Source organism: Bacillus sp. AR4-2, assembly GCF_008274865.1.
GTDB classification, from domain to species: domain Bacteria; phylum Bacillota; class Bacilli; order Bacillales; family Bacillaceae_G; genus Bacillus_A; species Bacillus_A cereus.
The window spans coordinates 4,877,791-4,889,598 of the sequence record NZ_CP031062.1 but is presented as its reverse complement, the minus strand read 5'-3'; the positions used below and the strand labels follow the sequence as shown (position 1 = coordinate 4,889,598).

The window sequence follows — 11,808 nt, the reverse complement described above, 5'->3', positions numbered from 1 at the left end:
AATGACGCTCGGTTTTTATTGTATAGGGGGAGAAGATGGAGTTTTTAGAGGTGTTAAGGAAGAAACATATGAAGGTAAGAGAGTTTCAAAGTTGGGGTGTATATTTTCGCAAGCGCTGGGAGGATCACTTTGCAAATCATTTAAGTGATAAAGAAAAAGAAGATATTTTTCTTTATGGAGATAAGTATGCATGTGGTTATCTATGGCACATATTTAGTTATGAGAGAAAGAAGTGTTTAGAGGGTAAAGAAGCGGAAAACGCGTTTCATAATGAAGTGAAAAAGGATTGCTATATATTCTATCAACATTGTGAAGATGTACTGCTAATAAAAGATGCGAGTTTATTACATATGGATGATATATTACGGGAGACGGACGATATGTATAAAGGCGATATCTATATTGTAGATAAAGATTTCACTTGGACTTTTGTAAAAACACATGAGCATAGATGGTGTGGTCCTTATTTTGCGAGGAAGTGTTAGTAGGTATACAAGCATGAAAGATAGAATAAGTTGATATAAGTGTTCGTATCATACTTGCGTTTATTATCTATTAGCGTATGATGAAATATATATGTTTAAAAGGATGTGTGACGAAATGAGATGGATTGTATCACTTCTTGTAAATAGCGTTGTGTTAATCGCTGTATCGGGACTTTTAAAAGGGATTGCACCAGATGCATTTTACGTAGCAAATATACAAACTGCAATTATTGCTAGTATTATATTGGCGGTTTTAAATGTGTTCGTAAAGCCGTTTTTAATTTTAATTACGCTACCAATTACTGTTGTAACTTTCGGCTTCTTCTTAATTGTTATTAATGCGATTACGTTAAAAATAGCAGATTCATTATTAGGAGATGCTTTTAATATATCAGGATTTGGTGTAGCGATTGTTGCGGCAATTTGTATTTCAATTTTTAATATGATAATTGAAAAGGCAATTGTTGAACCTCTATATGAAAAAAAGAGAAAGTGACAAAAAGAAAAACATTTCATTATTCGTATGAAATGTTTTTTTCTATTTATTAGAAACCGTATTTCTTGTTTCCAGAAAAAAATGGTACAATATCCGATAGAATGGAATTTTACATCAAACGAGACTGAACCCGCAGCGGAGTGGAGGTTTATACATATGCCGAAAGTAAGGACAAAAGATTTAATTGAACAATTTCAATTGGAGTTAATCAGTGGTGAAGAAGGCATTCATCGTCCGATTGATACAAGTGATTTATCACGACCTGGAATTGAAATGGCAGGATTTTTTACATATTATCCAGCAGATCGTGTGCAGCTTCTTGGAAAGACGGAGCTTACGTTCTTTGACACGTTAACGTCAGAGCAAAAACAAGAGAGAATGAAAGCGCTTTGTACTGAGGAGACGCCATGTATTATTGTAACTCGTAATCAAGATGTACCAGATGAGTTATTACAAGCATCACGTGAATCAGGTATGCCTTTATTACGTTCTTCTCAAACGACAACTAGATTATCAAGTCGTTTAACAAACTATTTAGAAGGTAAGTTAGCACCAACAACTGCTGTTCATGGTGTGTTAGTAGATATTTACGGCGTTGGTGTTTTAATTACAGGTCAAAGTGGTGTTGGTAAAAGTGAGACAGCTCTTGAGCTTGTAAAGCGTGGTCACCGCCTTGTTGCGGATGATAGTGTAGAAATTCGTCAAGAAGATGAAGACATGTTAGTCGGAAGTTCACCAGATTTAATTGAGCATTTATTAGAAATTCGTGGTCTAGGTATTATTAACGTTATGACGTTATTCGGTGCAGGGGCAGTGCGAAATTATAAGCGTATTACACTTGTTATTAATCTTGAAATTTGGGATCAAAAGAAAAATTACGATCGCTTAGGTCTTGATGAAGAGAAGATGAAGATTATTGATACAGAACTTACGAAGATTACACTTCCAGTTCGTCCTGGTCGAAACTTGGCTGTTATTATTGAAGTAGCAGCGATGAACTTCCGTTTAAAACGTATGGGAGTCAATGCAGCACAGCAGTTCTCTGAACGATTAATGAGTGCAATTGAGTTAGGAAATCAGGAGTAAACTTTGGAGAGGGAGGTCATATACATATGCTGTTAGCTTCTGTACCACAGCTTGACCGTGTAGCTATCCAACTTGGGCCGTTTCCTGTGTATTGGTATGGGATTATTATCGGTACAGGTGTGCTATTAGGCCTTTGGCTGGCAACTCGTGAGGGAGAAAGGCTAGGTATTCCAAAAGATACATTTGTTGACCTTGTATTAATTGCAGTGCCGATCGCTATTCTTTTTGCGAGAATGTACTATGTTATTTTTGAATGGGAGTATTACGCACAAAATCCGAGTCAAATTATTAATATTCGTCAAGGTGGTTTGGCGATTCATGGTGGTTTGATCGGGGCTGTTATTACCGGTGTTCTTTTTGCGAAGCGACGCGGGGTTTCTTTCTGGAAGTTGGCAGATATTGCTGCACCAAGTATTTTACTAGGACAAGCAATTGGCCGATGGGGAAACTTTATGAACCAAGAGGCGCATGGTGATGAAGTAACGAGACAGTTTTTAGAAGGTCTTCATTTACCAGATTTCATTATTAATCAAATGTATATTGAGGGTGTGTACTATCATCCGACGTTTTTATATGAATCATTATGGAATTTTGCAGGCGTAATTTTACTACTTGCATTAAGAAAAGTGAATTTACGTCGCGGGGAGTTATTCTTCACATATTTAATTTGGTATTCAGTAGGACGCTTCTTCGTAGAAGGCTTACGTACAGATAGTTTAATGCTAGGACCACTTCGTATTGCACAAGTAATGTCAATTGGACTTGTTGTTATTTCTATTATTTTCATTATTGTGAGACGAAAAATGGGGCAAGCTGATAAAAGATATTTAGAAAATTAGAGACAAGTAGCATCTTATTATAAGATGCTGCTTCTTTCATATTCAGGAAGGCGAAAGGACTAAGGCGATGAGAATAAATACAGTGTTATTTGATTTAGATGGAACTTTAATTAATACAAACGAACTTATTATTTCTTCTTTTTTACATACTTTAAATACATATTATCCAAATCAATATAAGCGTGAAGATGTGTTGCCATTTATCGGTCCATCTTTGCATGATACTTTCAGTAAGATTGATGAAAATAAGGTTGAAGAGATGATTACAAGCTATCGCAAATTTAACCATGATCATCATGATGAATTAGTAGAAGAATATGAAACTGTATATGAAACAGTTCGAGAGTTGAAGAAGCAAGGTTATAAAGTGGGTATTGTTACAACGAAAGCGAGACAAACCGTTGAGATGGGATTACAGTTGTCAAAGCTTGATGAATTTTTTGATGTTGTCGTGACAATTGATGATGTAGAGCATGTGAAACCACATCCAGAGCCACTTCAAAAAGCGCTTGAATTATTAGATGCAAAACCAGAAGAAGCATTGATGGTTGGGGATAATCATCATGATATTGTCGGTGGTCAAAATGCGGGGACGAAAACAGCTGCGGTTTCATGGACGTTGAAAGGTAGAGCTTATTTAGAAGCTTACAAGCCAGACTTTATGCTAGATAAAATGAGTGATTTGCTACCGATTTTGTCTAATATGAACCGTTCATAAAGGTCCAAGTAAGTTAGTAGAGGAGCGAGCTAATTGCGACGGACAACGCGCTATCCTGTTTCAGGAGAAAATTCATTATGGAATGTGTATAAAACAGTGTCTTTTTGGAAGGTAATGAAAAATTTTATTATTATCCAAATTGCGCGTTACACGCCATTTTTATCTGTGAAGAATTGGTTGTACCGTACTTTTTTACGGATGAAAGTAGGAAAGAAAACATCATTTGCGCTTATGGTAATGCCGGATATTATGTTCCCAGAAAAGATAACTGTGGGAGAGAATTCGATTATTGGCTATAACACAACGCTTTTAGCACATGAATATTTAATTCGTGAATATCGACTTGGGGAAATCGTTATTGGAAATGAAGTGATGATTGGAGCGAATGTAACAATATTACCAGGTGTGAAAATTGGAGACGGTGCAACTGTCTCAGCTGGCACACTTGTTCATAGAGATGTACCGAGCGGTGCTTTCGTAGGTGGAAATCCAATGCGTATTATTTATACGAAAGAGCAAATGACCGCCAGAGAAGGTTCATGGTGAAAATGTAACATTTCTCCTCTTTTTTTATGAATAAAAAGGAAATAATTGAGTATAATATACTGTTTTGTTTTTTACGGAATCGTTTATACTTATAGATAGAAGAATGTGTGAACGAAGAAAACAAAAAACTGGAGGATATATGGGGAAAAATCAAAGGATATATAAGGAGAACGGACAAGTTATCTCTTTTAATCAATTAGCGGACTTCTTTTATAAAAAAGGGATGAGAGCTTACAAAGGACAAAAATTGCAAGATGCAATTAAATATTTTCGAAGAGCGGCACAAAGTGAGAAGGAGCCGTTTATTTTATGTCAATTAGCATCAGTATTATCTGAGGCTGGTGAATATCAAGAATCGAATCAAATCTTCTTAAAGTTAGTTAGATCTAATCCAGAACTTGAACAGTGCTATTATTTTATTGCAAATAATTATGCATATATGGGGTTATTTCAACAGGCGAAGAAATATGCAGATCGTTATTTAGAAGTTGCAAAAGAGAAGGAATTCGTAGAAGATACATTAGAACTTCTTGAGATTATGGAAGAAGAAGCAATGGGTGCGGAAGAGATTGAAGATGAAGATGATTTAATTGTTATGCAGGAAGAAGCGAATCGCTATATTCGTAATGGACAATTGGAAGAAGCAATTGCTACATTAGAAATTGTTACGAAAGATTATCCGGAATTTTGGTCAGGTCATAATAATTTAGCCATTGCACATTTTCAATCTGGTAATGTAGACAAAGCACTGAAGTTAACAGAAATGATTTTAGAGAAAAATCCTGGTAATATACATGCGCTTTGTAATACGCTTATTTTTCTATATTCAATTGGAGAGCATAAACAAGTAGAAGCGTTAGCGGGACAGCTAGTTTCGGTATATCCGATTTCATTTGAACATCGTTTGAAACTGGGAACTACACTTGCAACAATTGGTTATTTCGAGCATGCATATAAATGGTTCAAACTATTAAAGCGTCAAGGATATGAGGGAGACGTTAGTTTTTATTATTGGTTTGCATATTCTGCTTATATGGTGAAAGATCAGCGACTAGCTGAAAAAATGTGGCAATATGTCGTGGAATTGCATCCTGATAAAAAGGGAAAAGAACCGTGGAATGCGCTGAATTTAGCAGATGAAGGACAAAACGTGTTATTTGAAGAATTACGAAAATCATTTCAGCAAAGTGCGACGCTAGAAGAACAAATGCTAGCTTTATATTTAATGAATGAATTGTCAACGCCGGAGAAGGTGGGATTCTTCTTTGATATAACACAAGCGAAGAACGGTGTTCCCATCGTATCACAACTTGCAAAGTACTTCTTTTTACTTAATAGTCATAAGAGTATTCCAGCTGATTTACAGCAATTTGAGCAGTGCGCGAGAATCGCGGATGCATTATACAATTATACGAAAAAAGATGATGAATTAATTGAAGAGTGTTTACACTTTTGGTTTTGTACGTTCATACGTTTATATACATCTGGAGACATATTTACAAATGTGTACGGCTGGTCAGCTGCGATTGAATACATTGTACGCGGCGAACAAGGAAATAAAATGACACAGTCGGAGCTTGGAGATGTATATAATGTATCTGTAGCGACTGTCCGAAAGTATGTGCAAGCTGTTAAGCGTACGCACACATAAGATAAGCAAATCATTGGGAAAAAAATGATGCTAACAGTATAATGAGGGTAACTTAATTGTGTAGGAATGGATAGGAGTGAATAGTGTGTCAGAAGAAAAAATTTATGATGTCGTTATTATTGGTGCAGGACCAGCTGGTATGACAGCTGCAGTATATACATCTCGTGCAAATTTAAGCACATTAATGCTTGAGCGTGGTATTCCAGGTGGCCAAATGGCAAACACGGAAGATGTAGAAAACTACCCAGGTTATGAGTCTATTTTAGGACCAGATTTATCAAATAAAATGTTCGAGCATGCGAAGAAATTTGGTGCTGAATATGCATACGGTGATGTGAAAGAAGTCATCGATGGTAAGGAATACAAAACAATTATTGCTGGTAAAAAAGAATATAAAGCACGTGCAATTATCGTTGCAAGCGGTGCAGAGTATAAAAAAATTGGTGTACCGGGTGAAACAGAACTTGGCGGCCGCGGTGTATCATATTGTGCAGTATGTGACGGAGCATTCTTTAAAGGAAAAGAACTTATCGTAATTGGCGGCGGAGATTCTGCTGTGGAAGAGGGTGTGTTCTTAACGCGCTTCGCATCAAAAGTAACGATCGTTCACCGTCGTGACACGCTTCGTGCACAGAAAATTTTACAAGACCGTGCTTTCCAAAACGAAAAAGTAGATTTCATTTGGAACCACACTATAAAAGAAATCAACGAAGCAAGTGGTAAAGTAGGAAGTGTAACACTTGTGGACGTAAATAGTGGAGAAGAGAAAGAAGTCAGAACTGACGGCGTATTCGTATACATCGGTATGTTACCTTTATCAAAACCATTTGTTGAACTAGGTATTACAAATGAAAATGGTTACCTTGAAACGAACGAGCGTATGGAAACGAAAATTCCTGGTATTTTCGCAGCTGGTGATGTTCGTGAAAAAATGCTTCGTCAAATTGTAACTGCAACAGGTGACGGTAGTATTGCAGCGCAAAGTGCACAACATTACGTAGAAGAATTATTAGAGGAATTAAAAACTGTATCAGAAAAATAAGGGATAATATACCTTGTGAGAAGAAAGCTACCGACAGGAGCTTTCTTCTTTTTTTGTGTGAAAATGTAAAATTTTTGTCAAAAAATATAAGGATTATAAGCTTTCTTATTGATATACTGGACTTTACGGAAAAAATCACTATAAGAAATGAGGAATTTATTCAGTATGGAATGGCGTAATATATATCGTGGATTTTGTATGGGCGTTAGTGATTTAATTCCTGGTGTGAGCGGCGGTACAATCGCTGTTGTGTTAGGGATTTATGAACAATTGCTTGCGGCAATTAGTGGATTCTTTAGTCGTGAATGGAAAAAACATTTAGGATTTTTAATTCCACTTGCAGCTGGTGTGGCAGCGGCATTTTTAACGTTAAGTCACGTTATTAAATATTTACTTGCAAATCATTATGAACCGACTCAATTTTTCTTCCTCGGTTTAATTATTAGTATATTACCGATGTTAATGAGGGAAGCCGATGCAAAGTCGTCGTTTAAAGGTAAGCACTTTGTTTTATTAATAGTTGCAGCAATTCTTGTTGCGATTACAGCTTTTTTTAAACCAGATAAGGCAGCGGATCCAATTACGACGTTAACAATTTTAAATGCAATTGGTTTATTTTTCGCAGGATGGATGGCTAGTATGGCCATGCTGCTTCCTGGAATTAGTGGATCGTTTATTTTACTAATTATTGGTGTGTATCCAACAGCAATTAACGCTTTAACTACACTTAACTTACCTTTAATCGTGGTTATCGGTGCTGGTGTTATGGTTGGATTTGTTGTAAGTAGTAAAGGCATTAGTTTTTTATTAGATCGTTATAAAAGTATGACATTTGCGGCAATTATTGGGCTTGTAATCGGTTCGATTGTAATTGTATTCCCTGGGATTCCGACTGGCGGATTTTCAATTATAAGTTCAATTATTACCTTTATTTTAGGATTTGCGATTGTTACTTATTTCGGTAAGAAATAAGTACTTTAATCCCCTTGGCGATAAAAATCGTTAAGGGGATTTTTCATGCTATTCATTCAAAGTATAAGCATTTACATTGCTTGTTATAGAAAGCTTTTTTAAAATTGCTGAGTAGCATATGCTTAGCGAAAGAGGACTGGCTCCTTCGTTGTAGCAAACTGTTTTTGATAGTATAATGAAAGAAGTATGCAGTGAGAAATTTTACTGCAAGTAGCTGAGGTGAAGAAACATGCAAAGAGTGACAAACTGTGTGTTAATTAGAGATAATGAAGTACTCTTACTCCAAAAACCTCGCCGAAATTGGTGGGTTGCACCAGGCGGGAAAATGGAGCGTGGTGAGACTGTAAGAGATTCCGTTGTTCGCGAGTATCGTGAAGAAACAGGTATTTATTTGAAAAACCCAGCGTTAAAGGGGGTCTTCACCTTTGTCATCCAAGAAGGTGATAAAGTTGTTTCTGAATGGATGATGTTCTCCTTTTTAGCGACAGATTTTGCAGGAGAAAACAAACTAGAGAGCGAAGAAGGCATCATTGGTTGGCATACATTTGATAAAATTGATGATTTAGCAATGGCGCCAGGAGATTATCACATTATTGATTATTTAATTAAAGGAAATGGCATAATCTACGGTACATTTGTATATACCCCAGATTTTGAGTTGCTTTCATATCGATTAGATCCGAGTTAAACCGTCAAGGAGAGGATACAATGACAGAGAATAATGATATAAAAATGGTAATTATTACAGGGATGTCTGGAGCTGGAAAAACAGTAGCTTTACAAAGTTTTGAAGATTTAGGATATTTTTGTGTGGATAATTTACCACCGATGTTATTGCCAAAGTTTATTGAGCTTATGGCGGATTCAAAAGGGAAAATGAATAAAGTGGCACTTGGTATTGATTTACGTGGCCGCGAGTTTTTCGAACATTTATGGGGAGCACTTGATGATTTATCAGAACGTACATGGATTATTCCTCATATTTTATTTTTAGATGCGAAAGATAGTACGCTTGTAACTCGTTATAAAGAAACGAGACGTTCGCATCCACTTGCACCAACTGGTTTGCCGTTAAAGGGAATCGAAGCAGAGCGTAATTTATTAACAGATATGAAGGCACGAGCGAATATTGTGCTTGATACATCGGATTTAAAACCAAAAGAATTACGTGAAAAAATTGTTCACTTGTTCTCAACAGAAACTGAGCAAGCATTTCGTGTAAATGTTATGTCATTTGGATTTAAGTACGGTATTCCAATTGATGCAGATTTAGTATTTGATGTTCGTTTTTTACCAAATCCATATTACATTCCACACATGAAGCCATTAACAGGACTAGATGAAGAAGTTTCTTCGTATGTACTGAAATTTAATGAGACACATAAGTTTTTAGAGAAGTTGACGGATCTGATTACTTTCATGCTGCCTCATTATAAAAGAGAAGGCAAAAGTCAACTTGTAATTGCAATTGGATGTACAGGTGGACAGCATCGTTCTGTTACGCTTACAGAATACCTTGGGAAACATTTGAAACCAGAGTATAGTGTTCATGTATCTCATCGTGATGTGGAGAAGAGAAAGGGCCATTAAGGGATGAAAAAAGAGAGAAAGCCTAAAATTGTCATCATGGGAGGCGGAACTGGACTCTCTGTTTTATTAAGAGGATTAAAGCAATATCCTGTTGATATTACAGCAGTTGTTACAATTGCTGATGATGGTGGCAGTTCGGGTAGATTACGTGATGAGCTAGAAATTCCACCTCCAGGTGACATCCGTAACGTACTTGTTGCGTTATCGGATGTAGAGCCACTGGTAGAAGCTTTATTTCAGCACCGTTTCACAACAGGAGACGGACTGAAAGGTCATGCGTTAGGAAATCTATTGTTGGCAGGTATGACCTCGATTACAGGAGACTTTTTCCATGCAATTACAGAAACAAGTAAAGTATTAAATGTCAGAGGACGTGTATTACCAGCAGCGAATCAAAGTGCGGTACTTCATGCGGAACTTGAAGATGGGGAAATTGTAACAGGTGAATCAAAGATTCCTTATTACGGAAAGAAGATTAATCGTGTCTTTTTAACTCCAGAAGATGTAGAGCCATTGCATGAAACGTTGGCTGAGATTAAACGAGCTGATTTACTTGTTTTCGGTCCTGGAAGTTTGTATACGAGTATATTGCCCAATTTAGTTGTTAACAAAATTGGAGACGCTGTTCTTGCTGCAAAGGCGAAGAAGGTATATGTATGTAACGTTATGACACAAGCGGGTGAAACGATGGGATATACTGCTTTTGATCATGTGCAGGCGTTACACGATCATTTAGGGCAACCATTTATCAATACTGCAATTGTAAATAACCGTGAGATTCCTTGTGAATTACGCAAGTCATATGAGGAAGAAATGTCTACACCAGTTGTAGTGGATGAAGAACGTTTTGTTGAAAATAATATTGATGTTATTCAAGAGGGATTAGCGAAGTATGATGATCATGTTGTAAGGCATGATACGTTAAAGTTAGCGTCCATTTTATATTCATTGTTATAAATATGCGTTGCCTCGTTTGAGGTAGCGCTCCTCATTCATATAGGACAAGAATTTTGTTCCATAATAATCGTATAAGGAGGTGTTGACTGTGTCATTTGCATCAGAAACAAAGAAAGAGTTGACGAATCTTGAGATGAAGGAATGCTGTGAGAAAGCAGAATTATCAGCGTTACTTCGAATGAACGGGTCGCTTTCTTTTTCAAACCGTCGTCTATCTATCGATATTCAAACGGAAAATGCGGCAATTGCAAGAAGGATTTATACGCTTTTGAAAAAAGGATATGACGTGACGGTAGAATTGCTTGTCCGTAAAAAAATGCGCTTGAAGAAAAATAATGTATATATTGTGCGGCTTGTTGAGAAGTCTCGCGAAATATTAGCTGATCTTCATATCGTTCGAGATGACTTTTCATTTATTCGAAATATATCACAAGAATTGATTGAGAAGAAATGTTGTAAACGATCGTACTTACGTGGCGCATTTTTAGCAGGTGGTTCAGTAAATAACCCAGAGACATCATCTTATCATTTAGAAATCTTTTCGTTATATAAGGAACATAATGATGCTATATGTGAACTGATGAACGGATTTGATTTAAATAGTAAGACGTTGGAAAGAAGAAAAGGGTACATTACGTATTTGAAAGAAGCAGAAAAAATTACAGAGTTTTTAAATATTATAGGTGCTCATAATGCACTTTTAAGATTTGAAGATATTCGAATCGTACGTGATATGCGTAATTCTGTAAATCGTTTAGTGAACTGCGAAACAGCTAATTTAAATAAAACAATTGGTGCAGCACTAAGACAGATTGAAAATATTCGTTATATTGATGAGACAGTTGGTCTTGATATTTTGCCGGATAAATTACAAGAGATTGCACAATTACGAAGAGATTATCAAGATGTAACATTGAAAGAGTTAGGTGAGATGGTATCCGGGGGGAAGATTAGTAAGTCGGGTATTAATCATCGTTTGCGTAAAATCGATGAAATCGCAGAGAAATTACGCGCGGGGGAAACGTTAGTAAAAAAATAAGAGGTTAAAGGGGAAATGGAGCTGTGGTTCAAAAACGAGTTCAGGTTTCATTAAAAAACGGTTTACAAGCACGTCCGGCTGCGTTGTTTGTACAAGAGGCAAATCGCTTTCATGCAGATATCTTCATCGAGAAAGATGGAAAGACAGTAAATGCAAAGAGCATAATGGGGATTATGAGCTTAGCAATTGGAACTGGAAGCATGATAACAATTACAACAGAAGGTTCAGATGCAGAAGAGGCTTTAGAAGCATTAGCTGCATATGTACAATAAGAAGCTATCGCGTATATGCGATAGCTTTTTGTTTTTGCGGTTTACTTAAAGGGAGTTTTCGGGATAGGGGGTATGTAGGTGGTTTGTCCTTGTCGTAGATTGTCGGTAAATCGAT

At 36.6% G+C, this 11,808-nt stretch carries 14 protein-coding genes; all 14 read left to right on the top strand.

Annotated elements, in window-relative coordinates; all coding sequences use genetic code 11:
• Positions 1-35: 35 nt before the first annotated feature.
• Positions 36-485 (top strand): DUF4275 family protein, encoded by a 450-nt coding sequence (locus DN399_RS25415; RefSeq protein WP_149150043.1) that lies wholly within the window; start codon positions 36-38, stop codon positions 483-485.
• 115 nt (positions 486-600) lie between these two features.
• Complete coding sequence (locus DN399_RS25410) at positions 601-981, top strand: phage holin family protein (protein WP_001267308.1); 381 nt, start codon at positions 601-603, stop codon at positions 979-981.
• 156 nt (positions 982-1,137) lie between these two features.
• Positions 1,138-2,067, top strand: coding sequence for an HPr(Ser) kinase/phosphatase (gene hprK, locus DN399_RS25405; RefSeq protein ID WP_001127250.1), 930 nt, complete (start codon positions 1,138-1,140; stop codon positions 2,065-2,067).
• Between the two features lie 26 nt (positions 2,068-2,093).
• Positions 2,094-2,906, top strand: a complete 813-nt coding sequence (gene lgt, locus DN399_RS25400) for a prolipoprotein diacylglyceryl transferase (RefSeq protein ID WP_000922850.1) — start codon at positions 2,094-2,096, stop codon at positions 2,904-2,906.
• Positions 2,907-2,973: 67 nt separating this feature from the next.
• Entirely contained in the window at positions 2,974-3,624 is a 651-nt protein-coding gene (gene ppaX / locus DN399_RS25395; protein WP_001222402.1) for a pyrophosphatase PpaX, read from the top strand.
• A 33-nt stretch (positions 3,625-3,657) separates the two neighbouring features.
• Complete coding sequence (locus tag DN399_RS25390) at positions 3,658-4,170, top strand: acyltransferase (RefSeq protein WP_001255070.1); 513 nt, start codon at positions 3,658-3,660, stop codon at positions 4,168-4,170.
• 139 nt (positions 4,171-4,309) lie between these two features.
• Positions 4,310-5,821, top strand: a complete 1,512-nt coding sequence (locus tag DN399_RS25385; protein WP_149150042.1) for a tetratricopeptide repeat protein — start codon at positions 4,310-4,312, stop codon at positions 5,819-5,821.
• A gap of 85 nt (positions 5,822-5,906) precedes the next feature.
• Positions 5,907-6,863, top strand: a complete 957-nt coding sequence (trxB, locus tag DN399_RS25380) for a thioredoxin-disulfide reductase (protein ID WP_149150041.1) — start codon at positions 5,907-5,909, stop codon at positions 6,861-6,863.
• A 165-nt stretch (positions 6,864-7,028) separates the two neighbouring features.
• Positions 7,029-7,835: a DUF368 domain-containing protein gene (locus DN399_RS25375; protein ID WP_025686672.1), complete on the top strand. Its 807-nt coding sequence runs from the start codon at positions 7,029-7,031 to the stop codon at positions 7,833-7,835.
• Positions 7,836-8,064: 229 nt separating this feature from the next.
• Positions 8,065-8,523, top strand: coding sequence for an NUDIX hydrolase (locus DN399_RS25370; protein WP_001190080.1), 459 nt, complete (start codon positions 8,065-8,067; stop codon positions 8,521-8,523).
• Positions 8,524-8,543: 20 nt separating this feature from the next.
• Positions 8,544-9,425, top strand: a complete 882-nt coding sequence (gene rapZ, locus DN399_RS25365) for an RNase adapter RapZ (RefSeq protein WP_000138459.1) — start codon at positions 8,544-8,546, stop codon at positions 9,423-9,425.
• A gap of 3 nt (positions 9,426-9,428) precedes the next feature.
• Complete coding sequence (locus DN399_RS25360; protein ID WP_000712188.1) at positions 9,429-10,382, top strand: gluconeogenesis factor YvcK family protein; 954 nt, start codon at positions 9,429-9,431, stop codon at positions 10,380-10,382.
• Positions 10,383-10,470: 88 nt separating this feature from the next.
• A complete protein-coding gene (gene whiA / locus DN399_RS25355) occupies positions 10,471-11,421 on the top strand; it encodes a DNA-binding protein WhiA (RefSeq protein WP_000006558.1) in 951 nt (316 codons plus the stop codon).
• A 23-nt stretch (positions 11,422-11,444) separates the two neighbouring features.
• Positions 11,445-11,693, top strand: a complete 249-nt coding sequence (locus DN399_RS25350) for an HPr family phosphocarrier protein (protein WP_000250307.1) — start codon at positions 11,445-11,447, stop codon at positions 11,691-11,693.
• The last annotated feature ends 115 nt before the right edge of the window (positions 11,694-11,808 follow it).

What these genes read in the sequence shown, in the direction of transcription:
- DN399_RS25415 (WP_149150043.1), top strand. Translation starts at nt 36, where the DNA reads ATGGAGTTTTTAGAGGTGTTAAGGAAGAAACATATGAAGGTAAGAGAG.
- DN399_RS25375 (WP_025686672.1), top strand. Translation starts at nt 7,029, where the DNA reads ATGGAATGGCGTAATATATATCGTGGATTTTGTATGGGCGTTAGTGAT.
- DN399_RS25385 (WP_149150042.1), top strand. Translation starts at nt 4,310, where the DNA reads ATGGGGAAAAATCAAAGGATATATAAGGAGAACGGACAAGTTATCTCT.
- ppaX (WP_001222402.1), top strand. Translation starts at nt 2,974, where the DNA reads ATGAGAATAAATACAGTGTTATTTGATTTAGATGGAACTTTAATTAAT.
- DN399_RS25410 (WP_001267308.1), top strand. Translation starts at nt 601, where the DNA reads ATGAGATGGATTGTATCACTTCTTGTAAATAGCGTTGTGTTAATCGCT.
- hprK (WP_001127250.1), top strand. Translation starts at nt 1,138, where the DNA reads ATGCCGAAAGTAAGGACAAAAGATTTAATTGAACAATTTCAATTGGAG.
- DN399_RS25360 (WP_000712188.1), top strand. Translation starts at nt 9,429, where the DNA reads ATGAAAAAAGAGAGAAAGCCTAAAATTGTCATCATGGGAGGCGGAACT.
- DN399_RS25370 (WP_001190080.1), top strand. Translation starts at nt 8,065, where the DNA reads ATGCAAAGAGTGACAAACTGTGTGTTAATTAGAGATAATGAAGTACTC.
- lgt (WP_000922850.1), top strand. Translation starts at nt 2,094, where the DNA reads ATGCTGTTAGCTTCTGTACCACAGCTTGACCGTGTAGCTATCCAACTT.
- rapZ (WP_000138459.1), top strand. Translation starts at nt 8,544, where the DNA reads ATGACAGAGAATAATGATATAAAAATGGTAATTATTACAGGGATGTCT.